At 40.4% G+C, this 24,001-nt stretch carries 20 protein-coding genes and 2 pseudogenes; 2 read left to right on the top strand and 20 right to left on the bottom strand.

Going from position 1 to position 24,001, the window contains the following annotated elements; all coding sequences use genetic code 11:
- Window positions 1–134 precede the first annotated feature (134 nt).
- Window positions 135–335: a hypothetical protein gene (locus tag C6Y01_RS00965; RefSeq protein WP_106037723.1), complete on the top strand. Its 201-nt coding sequence runs from the start codon at window positions 135–137 to the stop codon at window positions 333–335.
- Window positions 336–580: 245 nt separating this feature from the next.
- Here the strand turns inward: C6Y01_RS00965 and C6Y01_RS00960 are convergent.
- From C6Y01_RS00960 to C6Y01_RS19335, 16 genes and pseudogenes are all read right to left on the bottom strand, one after another.
- Window positions 581–673 (bottom strand): annotated as a pseudogene (locus tag C6Y01_RS00960) (arsenate reductase); the annotation flags it as partial.
- Between the two features lie 397 nt (window positions 674–1,070).
- The gene (locus C6Y01_RS00955) at window positions 1,071–2,216 is read right to left on the bottom strand and encodes an alpha/beta hydrolase (RefSeq protein WP_106037722.1); all 1,146 of its coding nucleotides are present in this window, start codon (window positions 2,214–2,216) and stop codon (window positions 1,071–1,073) included.
- A gap of 1,219 nt (window positions 2,217–3,435) precedes the next feature.
- A complete protein-coding gene (locus C6Y01_RS00945) occupies window positions 3,436–4,302 on the bottom strand; it encodes a sugar phosphate isomerase/epimerase family protein (RefSeq protein WP_034660804.1) in 867 nt (288 codons plus the stop codon).
- A gap of 31 nt (window positions 4,303–4,333) precedes the next feature.
- Window positions 4,334–5,368, bottom strand: coding sequence for a bifunctional inositol 2-dehydrogenase/D-chiro-inositol 1-dehydrogenase (iolG, locus tag C6Y01_RS00940; protein ID WP_034660805.1), 1,035 nt, complete (start codon window positions 5,366–5,368; stop codon window positions 4,334–4,336).
- 55 nt (window positions 5,369–5,423) lie between these two features.
- Window positions 5,424–6,599, bottom strand: a complete 1,176-nt coding sequence (locus C6Y01_RS00935) for an MFS transporter (RefSeq protein WP_106037721.1) — start codon at window positions 6,597–6,599, stop codon at window positions 5,424–5,426.
- A 49-nt stretch (window positions 6,600–6,648) separates the two neighbouring features.
- Window positions 6,649–8,109 carry a CoA-acylating methylmalonate-semialdehyde dehydrogenase gene (locus tag C6Y01_RS00930; protein ID WP_034660807.1) on the bottom strand — a complete coding sequence of 487 codons (1,461 nt, stop codon included), beginning with the start codon at window positions 8,107–8,109 and terminating at the stop codon, window positions 6,649–6,651.
- Window positions 8,110–8,125: 16 nt separating this feature from the next.
- A complete protein-coding gene (gene iolC, locus C6Y01_RS00925; protein WP_034660808.1) occupies window positions 8,126–9,130 on the bottom strand; it encodes a 5-dehydro-2-deoxygluconokinase in 1,005 nt (334 codons plus the stop codon).
- Between the two features lie 2 nt (window positions 9,131–9,132).
- Window positions 9,133–9,960 carry a 5-deoxy-glucuronate isomerase gene (gene iolB / locus C6Y01_RS00920; RefSeq protein ID WP_106037720.1) on the bottom strand — a complete coding sequence of 276 codons (828 nt, stop codon included), beginning with the start codon at window positions 9,958–9,960 and terminating at the stop codon, window positions 9,133–9,135.
- Between the two features lie 31 nt (window positions 9,961–9,991).
- The gene (gene iolD / locus C6Y01_RS00915; RefSeq protein ID WP_034660810.1) at window positions 9,992–11,917 is read right to left on the bottom strand and encodes a 3D-(3,5/4)-trihydroxycyclohexane-1,2-dione acylhydrolase (decyclizing); all 1,926 of its coding nucleotides are present in this window, start codon (window positions 11,915–11,917) and stop codon (window positions 9,992–9,994) included.
- A gap of 104 nt (window positions 11,918–12,021) precedes the next feature.
- Window positions 12,022–12,786: a DeoR/GlpR family DNA-binding transcription regulator gene (locus tag C6Y01_RS00910; RefSeq protein WP_034660811.1), complete on the bottom strand. Its 765-nt coding sequence runs from the start codon at window positions 12,784–12,786 to the stop codon at window positions 12,022–12,024.
- Window positions 12,787–12,845: 59 nt separating this feature from the next.
- Complete coding sequence (gene fba / locus C6Y01_RS00905; RefSeq protein ID WP_106037912.1) at window positions 12,846–13,703, bottom strand: class II fructose-1,6-bisphosphate aldolase; 858 nt, start codon at window positions 13,701–13,703, stop codon at window positions 12,846–12,848.
- Between the two features lie 37 nt (window positions 13,704–13,740).
- A complete protein-coding gene (locus C6Y01_RS00900) occupies window positions 13,741–14,574 on the bottom strand; it encodes a sugar phosphate isomerase/epimerase family protein (RefSeq protein WP_034660813.1) in 834 nt (277 codons plus the stop codon).
- Between the two features lie 16 nt (window positions 14,575–14,590).
- Complete coding sequence (locus C6Y01_RS00895; RefSeq protein ID WP_034660814.1) at window positions 14,591–16,012, bottom strand: sugar porter family MFS transporter; 1,422 nt, start codon at window positions 16,010–16,012, stop codon at window positions 14,591–14,593.
- A gap of 22 nt (window positions 16,013–16,034) precedes the next feature.
- The gene (iolE, locus tag C6Y01_RS00890) at window positions 16,035–16,931 is read right to left on the bottom strand and encodes a myo-inosose-2 dehydratase (protein WP_034660815.1); all 897 of its coding nucleotides are present in this window, start codon (window positions 16,929–16,931) and stop codon (window positions 16,035–16,037) included.
- A gap of 681 nt (window positions 16,932–17,612) precedes the next feature.
- Window positions 17,613–17,942, bottom strand: a pseudogene (locus tag C6Y01_RS18845) (alpha/beta hydrolase); the annotation flags it as partial.
- On the bottom strand, window positions 17,932–18,111 hold the full coding sequence (locus C6Y01_RS19335) for a MerR family DNA-binding transcriptional regulator (RefSeq protein WP_411266050.1): 180 nt from the start codon (window positions 18,109–18,111) through the stop codon (window positions 17,932–17,934). The gene C6Y01_RS19335 and the pseudogene C6Y01_RS18845, both read right to left, overlap by 11 nt.
- A 292-nt stretch (window positions 18,112–18,403) precedes the next feature.
- On the opposite strand from C6Y01_RS19335, the gene C6Y01_RS00875 reads away from it, so the two are divergent.
- Window positions 18,404–18,712, top strand: a complete 309-nt coding sequence (locus C6Y01_RS00875; protein ID WP_034660817.1) for a magnetosome magnetite crystal formation protein family — start codon at window positions 18,404–18,406, stop codon at window positions 18,710–18,712.
- A gap of 54 nt (window positions 18,713–18,766) precedes the next feature.
- Here the strand turns inward: C6Y01_RS00875 and C6Y01_RS00870 are convergent, their stop codons facing one another.
- The 4 genes from C6Y01_RS00870 to C6Y01_RS00855 form a co-directional block, all read right to left on the bottom strand.
- On the bottom strand, window positions 18,767–20,170 hold the full coding sequence (locus C6Y01_RS00870) for a sensor histidine kinase (protein WP_106037719.1): 1,404 nt from the start codon (window positions 20,168–20,170) through the stop codon (window positions 18,767–18,769).
- Window positions 20,171–20,172: 2 nt separating this feature from the next.
- The gene (locus C6Y01_RS00865) at window positions 20,173–20,880 is read right to left on the bottom strand and encodes a response regulator transcription factor (RefSeq protein WP_034660819.1); all 708 of its coding nucleotides are present in this window, start codon (window positions 20,878–20,880) and stop codon (window positions 20,173–20,175) included.
- 131 nt (window positions 20,881–21,011) lie between these two features.
- On the bottom strand, window positions 21,012–22,280 hold the full coding sequence (gene xynC / locus C6Y01_RS00860) for a glucuronoarabinoxylan endo-1,4-beta-xylanase XynC (RefSeq protein ID WP_095285226.1): 1,269 nt from the start codon (window positions 22,278–22,280) through the stop codon (window positions 21,012–21,014).
- A gap of 53 nt (window positions 22,281–22,333) precedes the next feature.
- A complete protein-coding gene (locus tag C6Y01_RS00855) occupies window positions 22,334–23,869 on the bottom strand; it encodes a glycoside hydrolase family 43 protein (protein ID WP_106037718.1) in 1,536 nt (511 codons plus the stop codon).
- Between the last annotated feature and the right edge of the window lie 132 nt (window positions 23,870–24,001).

Raw genomic sequence — 24,001 nt, 5'->3', positions numbered from 1 at the left:
ACCCAATCATCCGACACCCATAGGATATAAATTGGACACTTCGATTTAGGGATTTTAAAGGATTTCAAATCATAACTTGATTCTTAGATCAGTCGGTTCCTAATGTTTCAATGCTGAGTCTGCGAGGTGTTTCTATGAATAAATTATTGGCAATGTTGATATTAGGATTGAGCTTTAGTGGTGCTGCTCTCATTCTTTCTGTCCCTTTGTTATTCAAATCCAAACCAGACCAATTTGAGCTGATGTTTGCTGCTGGATCAGCAGGCGCATTCGCAGTATTTGCTGTCTCATGCCTAGTTTTTCGAAAACAATTCAATCGCTCATTAGAACAATGAAAAATCGTTTTTTGCGGCGTTTATTCACTAGATATCTTTTTGAGTTGGATCAAATGTTTTTATCTTGTCTGCTATCATCTTCCTGTTTCATTCAAGATGGCTGTAAATGTGCTATTACTAAATATCAAGTTTTTTAAAGTCTAGCTGCCTGAACGTCTTCAATTGATCGAAACAAAAATAAGCCATTGATTCAATATGGCTTATCATGTAAAACTATATTTTTCAGTCACAGCAAACTGCTGTAATCAGCCCCCAATTTCATCTCTCACCCTTTGGGAAAATGCCCATTTCTCTTCTTCTGTTCCTTCTGCTTTTGCTGGATCATCAAAGCGCCAATGCACTCATTTGACCTATGGGATTAACACCGGAGTTAACGTTTTTAGGTAAGGTGATTCTTTCGATTCTGATGTTTATTGGCAGAGTAGGTTCTCTGACCATTGTATTTATCTTTATGAAACGAACCAAAAGCCCAATACGTTATCCGGAGGGAGAAGTATTTGTAGGCTAATATGAGCAATCATTGAAATGGTTCCCTTTTAATTTAATCATCAAGATGATGGATTGATCCACTTTACATTTTTTTCTCTTCATTCACTACAAGCTGTTTGGAATATAGATCTTTTAGTACGGTCTCTTCTTTTCCAAACAATCAGCATTCGGTATTTAACGGAAAAGCTGAGATATTCAACTTTAAGCTGGCGCTTGAAAAGGCTTTGATCAGCAGCTTCTCCGTTATTACTTGTTGCTCGTTTTCTTGATTAAGTCCACGCCATCATATGTCAGGCTTTCCACACGTGCAGCCTTTTGCAGGATGTAATGATCAAAAAAGGTCTTCGTATAGTCCGTCACAAGATTTCGCATCTCTACCGCCTCCCTTGTGCCTCTCAGTTGCTCATCTACGCCGGTAAACACGATGTCACAGTAATCTAAATGTGCAGCACGATCAACGGAGAAATAATAGGTTACCATGCTGTTGTTAGCGCCAATGATCGCATTCATATGATAGTTCGGTTCAGAAAACAGTAGCAAAAAGGGTTTATTGAGGTCGCTGTCGAGAAGGCCGAATGCCCCGCTATCCAAGCCAATCCCGCAGGCAAACCGGTCGTCATCCCTGCAAACAACCGCTGCCGTAGGTCCTCCATAAGAGTGTCCGACGATGCCCATGCCGACGTCAAGCATCAGTCTGTCATGAAAGATAGAATCCAATTCTTCAGAGTTTAGTTTGTGAAGATGATCGGCTACGTACCTTACATCTTCTGCCTGTCGTTCACTATATAATGTTAACTGATTAATGATTGGCAGAGCCAGGACGTTACGGCACATCTCAATGGCCGTTTCATCATCAGGCCGCATCTTCATCTTGCCAGCCAGCTCCATCATCTCCGGATCTTCAGAAAACGCCATAATGACATCCGAAAAATCCTTTGATACATTCAACAGCTTCCCATCTTTCCGTTTATACATTGTGCTATTCTGATGGCCGATACTGACGACAACATAACCCAGGCTTGCCAGGTCTGTACAGATGGCTGTCCCCCATTCCGGTGAACCGCCCCCGCCGCAAACATAAAATAACACTGGATAGCGCTTTTTCTTCCCAGAAAGAGCAAGGTCGTCGTAACAATGAGTCTTGATATCGATAGAGAAAAAATTCTTCTCTTTCAGATACTCAGTGACAAGTGGCTGCTCATGAAGCATTTCGTAGACTTCAGGAAACATGTACGTTGATGGAGTCTTCCCTTCGCTGCTATCGGACGGATAATACACAAACGCGGTCAATTCTCTTTTTGAGTCATCTGATGCTGTGTACTCAAAATCCATCTGGGTACGAGCGGCGGTATAGCTGCCGATTGGTTCTGGGAATGTGTCATACCTTTTCATCCTTTTGTTCCCCCTTAATTGAAGTAGATACATTGCGCTAAAAGCGCTTTTCAAAACTATGACACTATTAAATCCTATCTTCAGTGAATCATATCTACTCCTTGGCTTCTTGAGATCGCTAACAATTAAAAATGATTTCTATCTTCTTTGCCTAAATTCCTCTTTATTCGACAATTTTTATTCAGCAAACTAAGAGTTCAACTAGATGGAAGGGGCCCTTTTGCTTGTCTTGGTAAACTATTCATTTACATGTCTCCACCTCTTCTTTTTTTGTATTAACGAGAAAGACGGATTCATATGGAAAATATGGACGGAGAATGCTCAAAAAAATGAGGCTGATGGTGAAATCATTATCTATACAATAGGTTCAAGACCTGTTTATTCCCTCGTCTCAACGTTGCTTCATCAGGCATTCACCCGTTTGAATGATGAGGAGAAAGCGATGTCAACTCTCCGTCTAGTTCAACCTGTTTCTTGTCATTCCCACCTTCTTTCCAGTAGACCAACTCTCCTACTAAGCCATTACCTGTGTAACCAACGTTTATATCATGCAGAACATAACCATTAGAGTAATTAATAAAGAACGCACCCTCGTCATCTGTAGATTTTGAAAGTGACTTTGTATGTAGAGGGTTTACTCCTCAGTTTTCTTATCTAGAGATACGTGAAAGTTAGACCTATTAGATGGAAAGTAGATGTTATTATTGCTCTGAGTAGATGACGTGAATCCCACACAGTCTTTCATTGATACGTTAGACAATTTCTTCCCTGTGTTATCATAGTTGAGTATTTCGCAACCCCTGTCCATTACCTCTGAAAAAGTTACAGCAAATTTACTATCTTTTAAGCTGCTTAACTCTCTTTTTGGAGAGTCTACCACTGCATCCTGTCTCTTTGAACATGCTGAGCAGATTAATACTATGGTGCAAATTGATACAAGTAATTTATAGTAATTCATTTAATCATTTCCTTTTTCAATTATAAACAAGCAAAGCAATCGGGAAGCCCGGCTGCTTAACCTCTCACTTTTTATGATAAAAGACTTTTGTGTTATTCGATTTGACAAATCCATTGGAACTTTTCTCAAGGTCGAATGGCGCCATCGCGTACCGTGGTGTTAAAGACACATTTTGCATCGAGCACAAGCACTTAAAATATGCAATCGACACATATAAAAAACCAGCGTTCCCTTATTTGAGAATAAACGCTGGTTTTTTTATTATTTGATGTTTAATCCTTCTTTAATGGACTTTAACGTGATTTCATTCGACCATTCTGGACGATCAGAATATGCAAAGACTGCATTTGTAACGATTCCATCGAATTTCATTTCGCGTAATTTCCGGTAAAGTGCTTCAAAATTAATTTCTCCTTCACCAGGATTCAAGTGCTGGTGAACGGTTACATTGGCATCTGGTGGATTCACGATATAACGTAGCCCGTAAGCTGCTTTATGATTTAGTGTATCTGCGATTAATACATGTGCAAGCAGATCTCCTGCCTCATCAAGGTGCTTCTCTACATCACCAATCCCATCGTCATAGAAGAACGCATGGGGAACAGAATACACAAGTTTGATCCATTCTTTATCTAGTGCACGAATCATCCGAATTGCTTCAATGTTCAACTCAATAAAATCATGTGGATGCGACTGGATGTTTAATTTAATCCCTTCTTTTTCAAAGATCGGAATCAGCTCATCCATTGATCTTACAAAAGCTGCTTCACTTTCTAATGGGCGTGTTTTGTCACCGCTAAATTCACTATTCATAAGATCAACACCAAGTTCTGACGTGATCTCAATACATCTTTTCCAATTTCTCACGGCCGCTTGGCGCTCTAGCTCATTTGGCGAAGCCCATTGTTGAACAGGAAGAACAGAAGAAATTTTTACACCTGCATCACGACAGTACCTCTTTAAGTCTCTGATTAACTGTTTATCAACTTTTGGATATTCATAAAACCAAATGAAATCTTTACGCGGGGACAGCTCTACATATTCATAGCCGAGTCTTACAACGTTATCAATTGTATCTTTTAAATTTGTATTTTCACGGTAGTGTGATGGATCGTACGCTAAAATCATACACAAACTCCCTTTCTTTTCAGCTAAATATTTATTTTTGAACAGTTGTTACTGCTTGATTATAGAATGCTGGGCGCTCATCAAGGTGAATCGGAGTGACTTCTCCAGATACTTTCGCCTCTAAACATGCATCAGATGTGACGGCCGCTACATAACCATCCCATGCTGTTGGTCCATTTACTTCACCTTTTAATGTAGAATCAATCCAATCTTGTAGTTCAGCATCGTACGCATTTTTAAAACGAACTTGCCAATCTACTAAAATATCTTTTGAATGTTTTGCATTAGTACGCAAAACAACCGTAGCAGGCTCAGGAAGATTGGCAATTCCTTTTTCTCCAACGACTTGACACTGAATATCATATCCATACTCACAATTTACAAAAATTTCTCCACTAATGAGTGCCCCACGTTTTGTTTTCATCAAGACAATGATTGGATCTTGAAGTTGATCAGCCGCTTGGCTTGTTTTCTTAGGTGCAATTGTTTGTACTGACACATAATCATCGTTTAATAACCAGCGGTGAATATCAATTTCGTGGATAAATGTATCGACAATTGACATATCACTGGTATAAGTATCTGGTACTGTTGGGTTTCTATGTGCAGAATGAACGATTAATGGTTCACCAACAGTTCCTTGATCAAGAGTTGCTTTTAATGCTAGATAGCTTGGGTCATAACGGCGCATGTATCCAACCTGCACGAATAACTTGCCTGCTTCGATCTCAGCATTCACAATGCGCTTACACCCTTCTGCTGTTGTCGCAAGCGGTTTTTCGCAAAAAACAGGTTTTCCTGCTTGTATCGCAGCTAATACAAACTCTTCATGTGTTGGTCCCCAAGAAGTGACGATAATCGCATCAACGTCATCAGCTTGAATGAGTTGATGGCCGTCGTTATAGACTTTTGCATCTAAATGTAATGCGTTTACAATCGCTTTGGCTTGCGCTTGATTCACATCTGTTACTGCCACAATTTTTCCTTTTGACAATGTGTTTGTGATTCTTTTCATATGTTCTTGACCAATTGCACCAGTACCAATAACACCAATTCTTAATTCCATTTGAGAACCTCCCTGAATGAAAGCGCTTTATGTATAGCGCTTGCTCGTGTGTGTATCATGATTTTTGTATAAATGGATATTTCTTTTCAAAAGTCCTTGTCATAATAAGGCCGACTGCACATACCCCTAAGATGGCCTCGAAATAAAATCCAAATTCGATGCCAAATAGATTATTGACCATTCCTGCAATAAACGGACCACCAAAAATACCAAGTGCATATAATGCTTGATACGCACCCATGACAGTCGCTCTAAAACTTTGTGACACCGATTCAATGGCCATTCCTAGAAGTATTGGAAAAATAAAACCTAATGCAAGTCCACCTACTCCTTGGTTGATATAAAAGATGATCTTTTGTTGAATAAAAGGAATCATAAAGATCGAAAATGAGGCAGCCGTAAATGAACCGATTAAGATGTTTCTTTTATTCGCCTCCTTAAGCAGTCTCGCAAGTAATAAAGGTGCTAAGGTGTGCGGAATCATAAAAGAACAGACAACATAAAACAGCTCACTTTGTTTCATGCCGATGGTGAGCGCATACGTTGATGTAAATCCAAACATCGTCGTAAAAATCATACTGTGCGCTAAAATAGACAATAGTGAAATCTTTAGTAACGCTGGTTCTTTCACAACTTGAATGAGTTGCTTCATTTTCAATTGGGTCTTGTTTTCTGTTTTTTGTTCGAGAGTAAAGAGTGATAAAACAAGTCCAATCAAGCCGATGAAGGATCCAATCCAAAACGGCGCTTTCCATCCAAAGATATCGACGATATAACCACTAAAGCTCATACCTAACAACTGCGCGAGCACAACGATAAATGAAATGTAATTCATTGCCCTATGTGATTCATTTTCTTTGAAATAATTCGCATACATTATCGTGAAGGCAACCCATGTTGCTGCGGCTAAGCCAGCAAGACACCTGGCAATAAGTCCCCACATTAAGGCGTCCGTTAAGGCAAATAAAAGACTGCTACAAGTGACTGTCATCATGCCAAAAACAATAAACGGTTTTCTCATGTTTAAGAAGTCAGAAAAGATCCCCACAGGCAGCCTGCAAAAAAGCTGCATCAGCCCGTAACTACTTAACACGATGCCTATAAAGGCATACTGTCCACCAAGTGTTTTTAAATAAGGTGATAAAACGGGGACATAGAGAAACTGTGTAAACCAAAAGAAAAATGAAATGATAGAAAATAGGACTTTGTCTTTCGTGTTGACCACATCCATTTAATTAGCAAGCTGTGATTAGAAGAATCACAGCTGCCTGTTCGCTCGTTTACATATATCGAGCTGTAACCATTTTCTTTCTAGTATAGAATTCTACTCCGTCTGTCCCGTTGGCGTGAAGATCACCGTAGAATGAATCTTTCCAACCAGAGAATGGGAAGAATGCCATTGGAGCTGGGACACCGACGTTCACACCTAGCATACCTGCTTCAATGTTTTCACGAAATTCACGGACACTTGATGCACTGTCAGTGTAAAGGCAAGCACCGTTTGCAAATCTTGAACGGTTGGCAATGTCAATCGCTTCGCCAAGCGATGTCACACGTACAATAGAAAGAACAGGTGCGAAGATTTCGTCTTGCCAAATTTTCATTTCTTCTGTAACGTGATCAAAAATCGTTGGTCCAACGAAGTAGCCTTCGCCTTCTGTCTCACTGTCTTTTCTTCCATCACGAATGAGGCTTGCGCCTTCGTTTACTCCTGATTGAATGTATTGTAGCGTTCGCTCTTTATGACCTTCACGGATGACAGGTCCAAGGAACACATTTTTCTCAATGCCATTACCAATGACAATTTCATTTGATTCAGTTACTAATTTTTCAATGAATTCATCCGCAATCTCTTCTTCTACTGCTACAACAGCAGCTGCCATACATCTCTCACCTGCTGATCCGAATGCAGCACCGATGATTTGTTTTGTTGCCCCATCTAAATCAGCATCTTTTAAGACGATAGAATGGTTTTTCGCTCCAGCTAACGCTTGAACGCGTTTGCCGTGTTCTGTTCCCTTTTTGTAGACATACTCTGCCACCGGCTGAGAGCCAACGAATGAAATTGCTTTGACGTTTTTGTGCTCAAGCAATCCATTTACCACATCATGTGCTCCGTTCACAATGTTAAGAACGCCTTTTGGAAGGCCAGCTTCTTCAAATAGCTCAGCTAATCTTGCTGCTAGAATTGGTGTTCTTTCAGATGGTTTTAAGATAAATGTGTTTCCACAAGCAATGGCGAGTGGGAACATCCAGCAAGGAACCATCATAGGGAAGTTAAACGGTGTAATCCCGCCAATGACGCCGATGGGGTAGCGATACATACCAGACTCAAGTCCTGTTGCGATGTCAGGTAGTTGTTTCCCCATCATGAGGGTTGGTGCACCAGCAGCGAATTCTACACACTCGATGCCGCGCTGTACTTCTCCTCTAGCTTCTGTCAAGCTCTTTCCGTTTTCGAGCGTAACGAGTTCAGCTAATTCTTCCCATTTTTCCACAAGTAATTGCTGGTATTTGAAAAGAATACGCGCACGTCTTGGAACAGCTGTTTTTGACCAAGTATTGAATGCTTCTTTTGCAGCTTGGACAGCACGATCTATGTCTTCTTTTGTTGATAAAGGTACTTCTGCAATCACTTCATCAGTTGCAGGATTGAAAACCGTCTCTGTTTGCGTTGTTGAAGCTTCGACCCATTCGCCACCAATATAGTTTTTCACTGTTTTTATAGACGTTTTTGCCATGTTTTTCTCTCCTCTACTATTTAGAAACTACTTCTTCTGCTGCTGCCATAAATTCTTTGATTTCGTCTACAGATGGCATCGCATCAGATGAACTGTGTTTTGAAATAACAATTGATGCGGAAGCACTTCCAAAGCGCATCGCTTCTTGAATTGTCCTCCCATTCATCAGTGCATAAATGAGGGCAGAGGCATATGAATCGCCAGCACCAAATGTTTTCAGTACTTTCGTTTTAAAAATGCCCTCTCGATAGGAAAGACCATCTTTTGTATAGGCGATTGATCCTTCTCCACCATGTTTAATGATGACAATTTTTGCATGATGTGAAAACCATTTATTTGCTGTGAATTCATCGTCTGATGGGCCGTCAACTGTCAATTTTTCCATCATGTCAAACTCTTCCCTTGTCCCGATGATCAAATCCGATTTTTCAGCAGCAAGGTTATAATAAATCGATGTTTCCTCTTCGGACTGCCAAGTATATGGACGGTAATCGACATCAAAAATGACGGTCACTTGATGCTTTCTTGCGTATTCTAGTGCAACGAAGACTGCTTCCCTTGAAGGACTTTTTGCTAGCGCTGTTCCTGAGATAAGAATGGCTTTCGCTTGTTTCATGTAGTCTTCAGACACTTCGCTGATTTCAAGTTTAAGATCAGCGACATTGTCTCGATACATTAAAATGCTGCATTCTTCAGGGCTTTTAATTTCGGTGAATGCAAGGCCTGTCACCGCACCTGTTCGGTCGATGACAATTCCTTCTGTATCAATGTTGTTACTTTGCAAATAGTGTGTGGCAAAACGCCCCATTTGGTCATCGGCCACTTTCCCAATAAAACCTGTCTTCATGCCAAGTCTTGCAAGACCGATAGAAATATTCGCAGGAGAACCGCCGACATATTTTGTGAATGTCATTGTCTCTTCCATTGGTCGATTGATTTCATTTGCATTTAAATCAATACATAATCTACCAATCGCAATGACGTCTAGTTTTCTATCTTGTTCAAAAGTTAAATAGGACATTGTCACTTCTCCTTGCTCGCAGCTAATTTGTGTTCCATAATCCACTCATGTTCTTTGCTGTTATGGAACTTCCATGTCCGAACTGGACCTGCCATCACATTCAAATAGTAAATGTCATAACCTGGAGGCGCTGATACTGGGTGATACCCTTTTGGTACTAAAACAGCATTGCTGTCTTTCACCGCCATCGTTTCATCTAACGAAAGGTCGTCTGTATACACTCGTTGAAGCGCAAAACCGTGATCTGGATTTACCTTATGATAATACGTTTCCTCTAAATAGGATTCATGTGGTAAATTGTCTTGATCATGTTTATGCGGGGGATAACTAGACCAGTTTCCTTCTGGTGTAAATACCTCGACAACAAGCAAATGATCAGCAGGCTCTTGCTCTGGTAAAATGTTATGAACTTGTCTAGCGATGTTGTCTGCGCCTCTATGTTCCACCCCTACATGTTCAGGAGCAATTAGTCGCGCTGTGTATGTGCCTTTTCCTGGGGCAGAGCAGATCGCGATTTCAACATCTGTTGTTGCTTCAATATGAAATATATCGTCATTTGGTACATAGACTGAGTATGGTGGGATTTTTTTGAAGATATTCATACGCTCTCCGATGTTCTCCCATTTTTCAGTAGTTGTGGTAAGATGGAGTTTACCTGAAAGGATGACAAGACAAACCTCTCGATCTCCTGTTTTGCGGTGGAGCGTTTCACCTTTTGAGAGTGTATATACATCAAATCCAATGTACTCCCAACCTGCTGATTCAGGCGTGATGCTCAGTACCTTCCCCTCTTTATCACGTTGTTGTGCTGGAACAATTAAATCAGTCATGATGATCACACCTTTCGTCTTTTTATCCTTTTTAATATCTTCTTGCTTTATTTAGTTGTTTTTCTTTTGCTTCAAATGCCTTTTGTACAGATTCTTGCTCTGATACAGCTGCAATTCCAACATGCCACCAAGAACCACCGTAACCGTCTGTCATCGTTTTTGGTAACACTTTAATATCAATCAATGTACTGACCGTTTGACGTTTTGCATCTTCAATCGCTGCTTTTAGCTCCTCAAGTGTATACACTTCATACGTTTTTGCACCGTAAGCTGCTGCTGATTGAGCAAAATTGATTTTCATGATCTCGCCATCAAGCTGACCTGTCTTTTTATTTCTCATACGGAATTCTGTTGCAAAGCTGGAGATTCCGTTATCCATTTGAAGGTTGTTGATACAGCCAAATCCTGAGTTATCAAAAAGCATAATGTTGATTTTATAACCTTCTTGAATACTAGTGACAAGCTCACTGTGTAGCATTAAGTAGCTCCCGTCTCCAGTCATCGCATATACTTCTTGGTCAGGTGCAGCCATTTTTGCACCGAATGCAGATGCCACTTCGTATCCCATACAAGAATAGCCATACTCTAAGTGGTACGTATTTCTCTCTTTTGCGACCCACATACGTTGCAAGTCACCTGGTAAACTCCCTGCTGCGCAAGTGATGATGCTATCTTTTGGAATCCATTCGTTAATGCAACCAAGAACAGTTGTTTGCGGGAGCGTTGTGTTTAATTCTTTTTTGTATTCTTCCATTTCTTCTTTGAAATGCCCTTTGATCTCTGGCTCAAAGTCAGCGCCTGAGTATTCGATGTTGCGGAGTCTTTCAAGTTCTTGCTCCCACTTCGCTTTTGCTTCTTTAATCTCGTTCGTATAACTAGATTGATAGCCGTCTAGCGCTTTTCTTAATGCACGAAGTCCTAGTTTCGCATCAGCGATGATTTTTGTCGCTTCTAGTTTAGAAGCATGGAAGTCTGATAGATTGATTGTCAGTACATCTCTCTCTGCGTAAAAACGTTTGGATGATGTCGTAAAGTCAGTGAAACGAGTGCCTACACCGATAATCAGATCAGCATCATGTGAGATTTCGTTTGCCGAACTGTTTCCTGTCACACCAAGTCCGCCAACGTTCAATGGGTGCGTGCTTTCAATTCCGCTCTTGCCGGCTTGTGTTTCACTAAATGGAATATTGAACGTTTCTGCAAATTGTTTGAATTCGTCAGCAGCCTCTGAATAGCGAACGCCTCCGCCAAGAATTAAGAGTGGTTTTTTCTTCGTTTTGATCAGCTCAGCCGCTTCTTCGATGCTTCTGGTAGAAGGCGCCTGCCGATCTAAGTAATGCGTACGTTCTTTAAAGAATGACATAGGATAATCCCATGCCTCGCCTTGTACATCTTGAGGTAAAGAGATGGTGACAGCACCTGTATCCATTTGATTTGTTAATACGCGCATGGCGCTAACCATTGCACTCATCAGCTGTTCTGGACGTGTAATGCGATCCCAATATTTGCTGACGGCTCTAAACGTATCATTTGTAGATAAGCTCAGATCATGAGTTTGCTCCATTTGTTGTAACACTGGATCTGGCTGACGGGTAGCAAAGACGTCACTTGGCAAGAGAAGAAGTGGAATTTGGTTCGCTGTTGCTGTTGCTGCCGCTGTAACCATATTGGCTGAGCCTGGGCCAACTGATGAAGAACAAGCGATAATTTGTTTTCGGTGTTTTTGCTTTGCAAAAGCCATTGCAGCATGAGCCATTCCCTGTTCATTTCTTCCTTGATAGACTTCGAGTCTTCCTGGGTTTTCTTGAAGAGCTTGACCAATTCCAACAACGTTTCCATGACCAAAAATGGTGAAGATTCCTTTAATAAATGGTTCTCTCTTTCCGTCGAACTCAATATATTGGGCATTTAAGAACTTGACCAATGCCTGACTCATTGTCAATCTAATTGTTTCCATCGAACTCCCTACCTTATCGTATAAATTTATTTCTGCTCTCAAGAGGGTTTCTCTTACTCAAACAGCTTCGCTTGTTTCAAGCGTGTCAATCATAATGTCAATTCTTATCCTTTGTCTGTCGCTACAATCAATTTAATATTGTTTTCTTCAATAAAGTTGACATACTGTGTATCTAATGGATCATCAGTGATTAAATAGTCTATCTCATCCAAACCGCAGTAGGTAACCATTGCATATTTGTCGAACTTCGTATGATCGACAAGTAAAAAAACATCTCTTCCTTTTTTTACAACTAGCTCCTTCATACTTGTTTCGACAGGTGATGAGTTGGTGACACCATTAGAGATGGAGACACCTGTAGATGCCATGAATACTTTATCAAAGTTATATAGATTAAACTCCTCAGCTATAGAATAGTTGGAAAAGGATTTCGTCTTTCGTTCTAATTGTCCCCCTGTCGAAATCACTTGTAGCTGTTTATAAGGCATTGCTTGAACGATGAAATCCACGTTATTTGTCACTACTGTTACCTGTTTGTTGTGAATGAAATGTATGAGCTCTAGTGTTGTTGTACCAGAATCAATAAAGATCACATCTCCATCCTTCACCAAGCTTGCTGCCTCTCTTGCAATCAGACGTTTTTGCGCTTGATTTCTAATTTGTCTGTCTTGAAAGGCTTCAAGCTTCGCGTGATTTGCAGCAACTCCTCCGTAGACCTTTTGAATATGTCCTTCGTTCACTAATTTTTGGACATCACGCCGAATGGTATTTTTGGAAACGTCAAATGTCTCGACAAGGTCGTCTAAAGATACAGATTGATTTTTCAAGATATATTCTTTGATTTGTTGAATTCTTTTCATTTTTAACATCGTGATCTTCCTTTTCATCATGGCTTATGGAGGGCGGCTTCATGTGATCGGATGGGTTTTTACTTGATGCGTTGGCTAGATCCGAATTCCCTCATTTTCATTTTGACCACATTTTTAATAGCCTCTTTACCTGGTGTTAGGATTGTTTGTGGATCGTACATGTCAGCATCGTCTTTTAATTTAGAGCGTATAGCTTGATTCCAAGCTAGTAGACATTCTGTATTGACATTAATTTTTGCATGCCCTAATGAAATCGCTCGCTGAATTTGTTCGACCGGAATCCCAGAACCACCGTGGAGTACTAATGGGATATCTGTGCGTTCAGAAATTTCTTTCATTTCTTCAAATCCAAGCTTTGGTTCACCTTGGTATGGGCCATGTACTGAACCAAGTGCTGCCGCAAGTGCGTCTACATTTGCTTCTTGCACAAGGCGATGACAGTCAACTGGATCAGCGTATACAATGTTGCCGATCATCCCGTCTTCCATACCACCGACTGAGCCGACTTCTGCCTCTACTGATACATCTCTTTTCACAGCATAGCTGACAACTTCGTTTGTCATACTGATGTTTTCTTTTAAAGGAAAGGAGGAACCATCAATCATGACAGAGCTGAAACCTGCTTCAATGGCTGATTGGCACCTAGCTACACTCATCCCGTGATCTAGATGCAAAGCAACTGGAACTGTAATCGATAAATCCTTAATCAATCCTTCTACCATTCCAACAATTGTATGAAAGCCACCTAGGTAATCAACAAGTCGATCAGAAGCTGCAACAATGACAGGAGAGTTCTCTTCTTCTGCAGCATGTAGAATTGCTTTCGCCCATTGCAACCCATTGATATTAAACTGTCCAATAGCATATTTTGCTTGTTTTGCTTCTTTTAACATCTCTTTCATTGAAACTAATTTCACATCAGTTACAGTCATTTTGAACACTCCTTAATGGCAATTAGACCCCCATTTTTGCAAGTACGTCGATTGTCGTTTGTTTGGCTTTTTTAATGACTACTTCTGCATCAAGGTTGTAATAATCTGGTCTGAATAGCTCAACAGATACCACACCGTCATATCCTTTTTCTTTTAAGATGCTGAAAATCCCTTGAAGATCGATGGCGCCTTCACCTGGCCATACGCGATCTTCATCTGTTAAAAAGCCGATTGGGAAGTCCTCTGTATCATCGATATGGACGATAAAGATTTTTGAAATATCAACCTTTTGTAAATCCTCTAAACGTGAGCCCATTGCATGGAAATGAAAACAGTCTAGAACGAGCCCTACGTTGTCACAATTAACCTCTTCAATGATTTTGTATGCTTGAGACAATGTGTTGACAGTACATTCAGGGTGACCTACGAATTCTAAAGCGATTTTTACTTCATAAGGAGCAGCAAGCGTAGAAAGTTCTTTTAACACGCTTACACAACTTGTATGAATGTCTGATTTGAGAAATTTTTCTTTTGTTACAAGTGGAACGGCAACGATGTAAGGTGCACCAATTGCTTTGGCAGTTTCAAGCATGTCTTTAAATGTTTGAATTGTCATTTCGTATTCTTCTTTTGATTGATTATTGAAGAAGACGAGAGCATTTAAAGCAAGTGGTTTAATTGTGGTTGATTGAAAATAGTTGTTTAGATCCTCAAGTGAAGCAGCCTCAAGGTATTCTGGTAATTTATCCATTGTTCGAATTTCAATAAAATCATAACCGTATTTTTCGCAAAGGTCTAAATCTTTTGATAAATTAGAATTTTTGAGAGTTGTCGCTTGGTTAAATGCAAGTTTCATTTATATACCTCTTTCATTAAGAAATTGTTTTATTATTTGAAGTAACATCAACGCTTGAATGACCGTGATTTCGGAAATTCTCTTCAAGTTCTTCTAATGTAAACCCTTTCGTTTCTGGCAAAAATTTAGCAACAAACAACATTGACAAGATACCGAATCCAACGAAGATAAAGAATGTCACAGACAACCCAAGTTGAGATAATAGAATAGGGAACGTTAGACCGACTAAGAAATTAACAATCCAAAGGCAGAAAACTGTGACGCCCATGCCAAGCCCTCTAAGTCGGAGTGGGAAGATCTCAGATAACATGAGCCAAGTCACTGGAGAAATCGCACCTTGTTGGAACGCAAGGAAGGTAATGGTTAATGACAACACAATGTATGGAAGTAATTCTGACCCAGCAAATAGATTTGAAAAGATCCCGATAAAAAGTAATGTAGATGTTGTACCAATTAAACCTGTAATGAGCATCGGACGGCGTCCAATTTTACCTAGCAAGACAATTCCGACAATTGTCGCGATAACCGAAACAATACCATTTCCAATATTACCAATCAACGCTGCTTTTGTATCAAACCCAGCATCTCTTAAAATCTCAGTTCCATAGTACATAATAGAGTTGACACCGGTTATTTGTTGAACAATCGCAATCCCTACTCCGATAAGCACAAGTTTTCTCACCCAAGGAATAGAGAAATCTTTAAAGGTTGCTTTATCAAGGTTTTTTTCTTTTTCGTGAGCTTTTTCAATTTCACTAAGTTCTCTATTGGCTTCTACCTTTGAACGAATCTTTTGTAGCACTTGAAGGGCTTCATCTCTTTTCCCTCTAGTGACAAGCCATCTTGGGCTTTCAGGGACTCTCATCATACCAAAGAATAAAATGATAGCTGGAAGAGCAGCAATCGGTAGCATAATTCGCCATACAAATGGGTTCTCTCCTAATAAGTTGCCAATGATAGCATTGAAAACGAACGCAAGTAATTGTCCTGTTACGATCATCAATTCATTTTGTGTAACGATTCTTCCGCGCTGATTCGCAGGTGACATTTCTGCTAAGAAAGTTGGCACTGCAACAGATGCTCCCCCAACTGCTAGGCCAAGAAGGAATCGGAAAATAATCATGATTTCTGCATTCGGTGAAACCGTACAACCGATCGTGGAAAAAAAGAACATCGCTGCAAGAGAAAAAATCGTTCTACGCCTGCCATAACGGTCTGATAACCGACCGCATATCACTGCCCCAACTGCTGCACCAAAAAGTAATGCACTTGTCACTAATCCTTGTGTAAGCGATGTTAAATTTAGCTGCCCTGGTTGTGACATATATGGTAATGCACCATTTAAGACGCCAGTATCATATCCGAAAAGAAGTCCGCCAAAAGTCGAAATTAAAATAATCGCCCTAAGATTTTGGTGTTGGTTGACTTGTTTATTCATGCTCGTTTTCTCCTGTTCTATTTTAAGTATGAATCACTAATTTCTCATCAATGTACTTACGAGCCAACAGCGCATATTCAAGCGGATGTGCAATTGAAGGATCTTGTTCAGCTTCAACCACAATCCATCCTTTATAACCATTTTCTAGTAGAACGCGGTATACTTCTTCAAAATCAATGCATCCGTCACCTGGAACTGTGAAAATACCTTTTAGAAAGGATTTGAGAAACGGTTGATCTTCTTGCTTGCAAAGATCCATTATTTCTTTTCTAACATCCTTAAAGTGAACATGATGTATGCGGTCAATATGTGTATGCAATAGGGTCATATAATCGCCATCTGATACGAAAATGTGACCAGTATCATATAGAAGATGAACATATTTTTCGTCAGTTCCTTCTAATAAACGAGTAATATCTGATAATGTTTGAACCACTGTGCCAAGGTGATGATGGTACACAAGTTTAAGATTGTAAGCGTTAGCAATTTTACCTAACTCATTTATTCCTGTGCACAATAACTCCCATTGTTTATCCGAAAAAGTGGGTTGATCTTTGTAAATACTCACTTCTTTTTTTTGAATAGAGTACGTTTGTTCAGATATAACCGCTACACTTGCATTTACTTCTTGTAAATATCGGCAATGGTCAGTAAATTTTTTTTTTGTAGTCTCTAGTCCATCTTGTATGATATAGCTACTAAACCACTTGCCTGCAATTTTTAGATTACGTAATTGAAGCTCTTTATTTAAAATGTTGGGTTCGGGGAAAAAACCACCTACTTCAGTTCCTTGAAAACCAGCGACACAAATATCGCTTAATAAGTGAGACAATGTATTATTAGCTCCTATCGTTGGAATGTCATCATTTCTCCAGCCAATCGGAGCAATTCCCCATAAAATACAGTTCGTGTTGGTCACGCGTTTGTCAGCCTCCTCTATGACTAAATACTTGGAAATTAAAGTTAACCATAAGTTTATCAAAAATTAATCATATTTTTGGTTAACTTATGGTTAACTTTGAAATAATCATAATATTAAAAGCGCTTTCAGTCAATTGTTTTTCAGAATTTTTTCATTGTTTTAACGATTATTAATGAAAAAAAGCCTGATGCAACTGCACCAGACTAGACACCTATTACAAGGCTATACATTGGATTTAATTTTAATGATAGCTTCTCCATATTGTTGCATGGCACTATTGAGTTCTTTCAGCATAGCTTGAACATTTCTTTTCAAAGTTCATGACCCCTTTATGCTTCATTCTCCTTTCATTATGAAGATGATGATTTCGTTTGGCAAAGTCAATGTATGCGCCAACATTCTCCATGAAAACGCAAACAACGATTGAAAACTTATGCATGTCTCATTTTCCTGCAATTTTTACAGGTTTCCTTTACTTGTGAATATTCATTGAAAAAGATCACTGATCTGTTCTTAGCCTTGTCAACTTGGCGAATATAAAAAACTTAAAATTGCCAGTGTGTGACGGTATTCTATCGGAGTACACTGATTTAATTTTTTCGGGATTCGGGAAAGGTGTTTCCATCAAATATTGAATTGAGTATGTTTCATTTATTTCGTGACTTAAAAGGACAATACCTAGCTATTAATGATCTGAATGATTTTTTGTTTGGCATCTTTTGCTTCTGGGATTAGCATGACAACAAACACATGAAGCATTTCCGGATAAACGTAGGTGTTGATCTCAATTCCTTGCTCTGTTAGTTTTTCATCAAATTTTATCGCATCTGGATATAAAGCTTCGTGTGTGCCAATAAAATGAGTGATTTTCCCCAGTCCTTTAAAATCACCGTAGATTGGGCTGATCAATGAGTCAGTTGGGTGTTTATCAGCAGCCCATATGCTTGTAATGACTTCCATTCCTTCACGAGCCAGCATCGGATTTTTTTCAGCATATTCAGGGAGTAACTAACGATTTAGCCCCTTTTATGAATTCAATTTTTAATAGGTCATCTTCTGTATATAATCGATAACCATTAGAATGGCGTATTGGGACAGGTAAAATGTCGTTTTCTTCATAGTACCGAATGGCAGCAGCACTTATTCCTGTTCTTTTTGCAAGTTCACCTTTTGTCATCAGCTCCATTCCTATGTTCGTATTTTTCATGAATAGGTTAGTCACCTGTTGATATTTCCATTATAAAGGTTGAAGTATACTTCAAGGTCAAGAATAAGGTCAAAAATATAGATATGTGATTTTCAATTTAGCCTTTTGAAACGGAAATGTCACTATTTATTCTTTTTTAAGGTTGCTGTAAGGTTCGGATTAATACAAGTTAAGATTGAGGTTGTACAATGGGTTTGTAAGGAAGTGAGGGCTGAGTCGAATGATTCTCCCCCTTCTAAATCAATCATAGAGGTGAAAAGGTTTGAGAGAAAATAAAATTTTGTCTTCATTATGTTACTTCAGTATCTTTTTTGCGCCATTTTTGTTTCCGATTATCGTCTATTTCTTAGGGAAGGACGAAGTGAAATATCATGCGAAAAAATCGCTATGGACACATTTTATTCCTTATTTGATTTTTGGCATTGGCATCCTTGGTTCAGGTTTACTTGGCATGAACGATATCAGACATGCTGGTCCGTTCTTAATTGCAACGTATGCTGTGACATTCCTTGTGGCGATCTACTTCTTTATTTGGAACATTGTCAAAGGCATTAAAGTGTTTTCAGAATAATAGATGGGAAAAACGGTTCTGTGATTGATCAGAACCGTTTTTTTGTATGTCCATTCATGCGGGTAATTGGATATCAATCGTTGTTCCTTCCCCTATTATACTGCGTATCGTAATATCCCCGCCGTGCTTTTGGATAATATCCTTTGCAATGGCCATTCCGAGACCAGAGCCTGCATGTGTCCCTCCTGTATTCGTCCCTCTATAGTAGCGGTCAAACACTTTTTCTAGCTCTGCCTCTTCGATTCCTTTGCCGTTATCTTTAATCGTGATGTGGGTATTTTCTTTTTGTTCCAGCTGTACAATGATTTTCACATCAGAATCATTGTGAACAAGGGCATTTAAAATGAGATTGGTGACCGCTCTTCGTATGAGGATCGTATCAATATTTAGCATGAGCTTGTCTACATTCGTTTGCAGCTCAATCGTCTGTTCTGCATATCTCGAATCGTTTAGGAGATCAATTAACGTTTCCCGCAGCAACGGCACAATGTTCACTAGCTCTTTATGCAGCATCACGTCGTTATTTTTCAGCCTTGTTGTTAAATTTAGATCCTCCATGACATCTTTGATGTACAGTGATTTATTCTCTATGATGCTGGCATAAAGTCTGATGTCTTGATCTGAAAGAGGATAATTTGGATCTTTGATGATTTCTGCATAGCCTTGAATAGAGGATAATGGTGTTTTAATATCATGAGAAATATGACTGATCCACTCTTCCCGCATTTGCTCTAATTTGTCTTTTTCTTTTTGGCTTGAAGCAAGCTGCTCTGATAAGTGATTGACATTATAGAAGACATCTTTATATATTCCCTTAGTTGGCAGCTTTGTCGTATAATCTCCGTTTGCGACCCGCTGGATTCCATGAATGGCACGGCCGAGCGGTTTGATGAGCTGCCGGCTGAATAAGTATCCAATGAATAAGGCAATGATGGCATCGATCGATAATAAAATCATCGTTCCGATATTGAATCTTGATATTAAGTCCTTCGTGTCGAACGAGAATAAATATTTTCCGATGGCAGGGTTCTTAAATCCGATAAAGTAGCTGTATTCCCTGCCCTTTCCTTTTTTTCCGCCGGCATAAATGGTCGATAGCAATTGCTTATCTTTATATTTATGTATGTTCACGATTTCTATAGGTGTATATTTGCTCTTTATTCCTTTAGGTGCGTGTGCATGATAGACGTCTTGTCCATTTTCGTCTAATATTTGAATCCACGCATTTTGTTGTTTTAAGGCTTGCTGTCCTTCTTTGTTCACAGTGATGCCTTGATCGGAAAAGGTTATGTATTGTTCAAATGTTCTTGTGAAGGTTTCGGGCGTATTTTCTTCGTTTTGCTGGCTGCTTGCTTGTAGTACAAGCCAGATCATGAATCCAAATAAGTTGATAAAGACCGTGATAATGGTCACGATAATGACAGAGACCATATATCTGCCTGTTAATCGCCATTTCATCCTTACGCATCCTTTACAACAAATTTATAGCCCAGCCCTTTGACCGTCACGAGAAACTCTGGTGTAGATGGGGAATTCTCTATTTTCTCCCGAAGTCTTCGTATATGAACCATCACCGTATTGTCAGAACCGAAGAAATCTTCTCCCCAAACGGTTTGATAAAGCGTTTCTTTACTGATCACTCGATTCGGGTGCTGCAAGAAATAGGTCATCAGCATAAGTTCTTTCGGTGTGAGCTCAATTACCGCTCCGTTTTTCGTCAGTTCGGCTTGCTGCTCGTTTAACTCAAATGGCCCTTTTTTGATCACGGGATCAGCTTGAGAAGGCTGTAAGTATGATGACCGTCTCAGCTGGGCTTTTACCCGGTAGGCGACTTCCTTTGGGCTGAAAGGTTTTGTAATGTAATCATCGCCGCCAATGGCAAGTCCTACAATTTTGTCTGATTCCTCTCCCTTTGCTGATAAAAAGATAATCGGAACATGCGAGACGTCTCTGATTTGTTTGCAAATATCGTAGCCTTCACCGTCTGGCAGCATAATATCCAGTATGACGAGATCGGGATGTTCTTGATGGAATTGCGTGAGCCCATCACGGGCAGTTGAAGCTGTTATCACCCGGTCAATGCCTTCTCTTGTTAATACTGTATGGATTAATTCCAAAATTTCTTTTTCGTCATCTATAATCAATACTTTGCTTTGAAGCTTTGGCATTATGATCACTCTCCTGAAGTCATTGTTATTATTATACCCAAAGTGTAGACATCGTGAAAAATCAACTTTCTATTTGCACAGAAAAAAGCCAATTTTCTTTTTTAATGAGAAAATTGGCTTTTGGTGTTTTTTTAGCGTTTGACCACAAATGTTGTCACACTTTGAGCCGGGAGATGAGCCCAAAATTGATTACCTGATATATTTAAGTCAGTTCCAGGCTGAAGGTTGCTGTTACTACTCGTAATCCATCTTGACGCTTGTGAAGCGGTTCCATTTTGCATGACAAAGTGTTGATTGACGCCTGTATTGTTTTTATTAATCGCTACAATGACGACCTTATTGTCCCCTTTATAGGCTGAGACGAAAACATTCGGTTCAGGGCTTTTCGTTGCATCAATTCTGACGTACCCTGGACGCACAAACTTGGAGAAATGCGCCATGTTGTAGCCACGTTTGCTAATCATTCCATCTTCCTTCATAGGACCGTATGATCTGCGGATGTACCACCAAACATACGCCTGAAAATCACCTTCCACCATCGAATGGTGAATATGCTCTGACACCCCTAATGCCTCAGGCCAGCGGTCCGCTGAATTGTTATCACTATTCGGGTAATATACCTCTGTCATCCACAGCTCTTTCCCCGCTCCTTTTTGTTTAAAAAGAGGATACGGAAGCTGGCTGATCTGGGTTCCATACAGATGGGCACCGAGAATGTCCATATTTCTAAGCGCCTGCGGATCGTTTAAGATAGGATCTGATATATTTTTAAGGTATTGAAAAGATTCTGGTGCAATCACGCGTGCATTAATGGAGCCGGCATTTTCTCTCATGAATCGCAGGATTTCCTGAGGCGTCCACCATGTCCATTCGTGTGCATAATCAGGCTCGTTTTGTACAGAAATGGCATAGAGGTTGACACCATTATTTTTCATGTATGTCACAAAATCATTCAGATGCTGAGCATATGCGGCGTATTGATTGTATCTCAACCGCTTTGCAGACGCACCATTACGGTTGAAAGTCTCCACCATATGGCTTGGAGGATTCCAAGGCGAAGCGATCACTAAAGCGCCATGATCTATTGCTCTTTTGGCGGTAGCAACTTCTCTGTGCCAATTATTTCTGTTCTCGTCTACATTAATTCGTAGAATGGAGAATCCTAATTGATTCTGCCCATTGCCAAAGGCGGTTTCCCTTTGAGGGGCGGTTAAATCACCAATCCAAGCCGGGTGGTTCATTCCGCCAAAGCCGCGAATCACTTGTCTTTCCGCATTGACATTAATATTCGCATCACTTGCTGCTGAAACCTCAGTTACCCCAGGCCCTATGAACATGACAGACAGCATAGTGCAGCAGACCAATAAAGTACAAATTGGTTTTTTGATTATGGACATCAAATTTTCCCACTCTCCCATCAACCAGTGATCGATGCCGCAGCATCTGATTTTGTTTACCTTTGAGTAAACTGCCAGGAATCAAATTGGAATAGGTTGGCACCATTTCCTTTGAAGACAAAAAATACGTTGTGCACTCCTGCTGCTCCGTTCACTGCCGTTTCTATTTCTCGCCAGTTTCCGCCTGTGGAAGGGACATTGAGTGTTCCGGCAATTCTGCCGTCTGGACTGCCAAGACGTACTTCTATTTGTCCGCCTGAAGCGGATGCTACATTGGTTTTAAAGGTTCTGGCACCGCTCGATCCGAAATCGACATTACTGATAGCCACCCAATCACCGTTTTGAATGTTTGTGACATGCTGGTTATTGACTGGTCCACCTGGTGCTGAGGAGGCCTCTGTTAAAATGCGTCCATTCCAAGCGAATGTTTCAGCTTCTACCCGTTGATAAGGATTCAGGTTGGAAAGCTGTTTGACTCCTTCAAAATTGGCTGCGACCTCTCGAAGGGAGCCGTCAGCATTATGCACAAGCTTATTAATGTGTGGAGATCTGTAGCCTTTCCCTGCTCCATATAAGGCAGAGCTCACCGTTTGCGTGTGATACACGACATACCACTCGTTTTTAAAATGGAACACAGCATGATGGTTGTTACCGCCGCCGCCGAAAAATGCACCCGGATTTTTCAGGAAGTGTCCTTTATACGTAAAGGGGCCCATTGGACTTGAGCTCGTCATATAACCGATCTCACCAGGTGGTTTATCTGCTGGGTGGGAGCCGCCAAAATTGATGCAATAAGAATAGTAATAGGTACCGTTATACTTATGCATACCCGAATCTTCAAACATAAAAGGAGCATCAATGGTTGATGCGCTGCCAACCACACTAGTCATGTCAGGTCCTAGTTTCAGAACTCTTGCTGTTTTAGGATTGGCCCATTGTCCCTGCGTTGGATTTGAACCGCCTGGAACGCCTCCTCCGGCATATAAATAACCGGTCCCGTCATCATCTACAAATACGGCTGGATCAAACAGCCATACAACACCGGACATCCCTGGGGTATTTGGCGTGACGAGCGCTTTTCCGATAGGATCTTTCCAAGGACCAATCGGGCTGTCTGCTGTCAAGACGCCAATCCCTCCGCCGCTGTTAGCAAAATAAAGGAAAAATTTATCCTTCCCATTGATCTTTTTCACCGCAGCGGATGGAGCCCAGGAAGCGCCTGCCCATTTGGCAATCCCTCTCCCGCCATTGGCCCCATTTGCGCCAGCTACTGGAATCGCTCCGTGATCTGTCCAGTTCACCATATCCGCCGAAGAGATGACAAAGACCCTATTCAAATTCGCAAAAGAATTATCCTTAATCGTTCCATTGCTGTGATATTCATAGTCATCACTCGACATATAAATGTACACTCTTCCGTTATAGGTGAGCGCAAACGGATCCGCCCCCAGGTGATGGTCTATGAGTGGATTTGCATTTCCTACTCGTTTTGCAATGGGGGTACTTGCTGCACTCGCATCATATACCGGTATACAGCTCAGCACCAAAGCAAGAATCAAAAAACCTACACCGCACTTCATCCTCTTCCTCATCGTGTCATTTTCCTCCTGTTTTCATCTTCCTAATATTGGGGTTTACGCCCAATTTCAAATTATGTTGATATGAGCTGATGAAGAATGAATACAAAGGATGATTTCTAGGGAAAATCACTGCTAAAACCATCA

Source organism: Bacillus sp. NMCC46 (genome assembly GCF_002998465.1).
Classification (GTDB): domain Bacteria; phylum Bacillota; class Bacilli; order Bacillales; family Bacillaceae; genus Bacillus.
Note: the sequence above shows the minus strand (reverse complement) of the source record. Positions and strands in the feature narration are given on the sequence as shown.

Coding starts and splice junctions, on each gene's coding strand:
- C6Y01_RS00965 (WP_106037723.1), top strand. CDS start 135: ATGAATAAATTATTGGCAATGTTGATATTAGGATTGAGCTTTAGTGGT.
- C6Y01_RS00955 (WP_106037722.1), bottom strand. CDS start 2,216: ATGAAAAGGTATGACACATTCCCAGAACCAATCGGCAGCTATACCGCC.
- C6Y01_RS00945 (WP_034660804.1), bottom strand. CDS start 4,302: ATGATTTTAGCGTACGATCCATCACACTACCGTGAAAATACAAATTTA.
- iolG (WP_034660805.1), bottom strand. CDS start 5,368: ATGGAATTAAGAATTGGTGTTATTGGTACTGGTGCAATTGGTCAAGAA.
- C6Y01_RS00935 (WP_106037721.1), bottom strand. CDS start 6,599: ATGGATGTGGTCAACACGAAAGACAAAGTCCTATTTTCTATCATTTCA.
- C6Y01_RS00930 (WP_034660807.1), bottom strand. CDS start 8,109: ATGGCAAAAACGTCTATAAAAACAGTGAAAAACTATATTGGTGGCGAA.
- iolC (WP_034660808.1), bottom strand. CDS start 9,130: ATGTCCTATTTAACTTTTGAACAAGATAGAAAACTAGACGTCATTGCG.
- iolB (WP_106037720.1), bottom strand. CDS start 9,960: ATGACTGATTTAATTGTTCCAGCACAACAACGTGATAAAGAGGGGAAG.
- iolD (WP_034660810.1), bottom strand. CDS start 11,917: ATGGAAACAATTAGATTGACAATGAGTCAGGCATTGGTCAAGTTCTTA.
- C6Y01_RS00910 (WP_034660811.1), bottom strand. CDS start 12,786: ATGTTAAAAATGAAAAGAATTCAACAAATCAAAGAATATATCTTGAAA.
- C6Y01_RS00900 (WP_034660813.1), bottom strand. CDS start 14,574: ATGAAACTTGCATTTAACCAAGCGACAACTCTCAAAAATTCTAATTTA.
- C6Y01_RS00895 (WP_034660814.1), bottom strand. CDS start 16,012: ATGAATAAACAAGTCAACCAACACCAAAATCTTAGGGCGATTATTTTA.
- C6Y01_RS19335 (WP_411266050.1), bottom strand. CDS start 18,111: ATGACAAAAGGTGAACTTGCAAAAAGAACAGGAATAAGTGCTGCTGCC.
- C6Y01_RS00870 (WP_106037719.1), bottom strand. CDS start 20,170: ATGAAATGGCGATTAACAGGCAGATATATGGTCTCTGTCATTATCGTG.
- C6Y01_RS00865 (WP_034660819.1), bottom strand. CDS start 20,880: ATGCCAAAGCTTCAAAGCAAAGTATTGATTATAGATGACGAAAAAGAA.
- C6Y01_RS00855 (WP_106037718.1), bottom strand. CDS start 23,869: ATGAGGAAGAGGATGAAGTGCGGTGTAGGTTTTTTGATTCTTGCTTTG.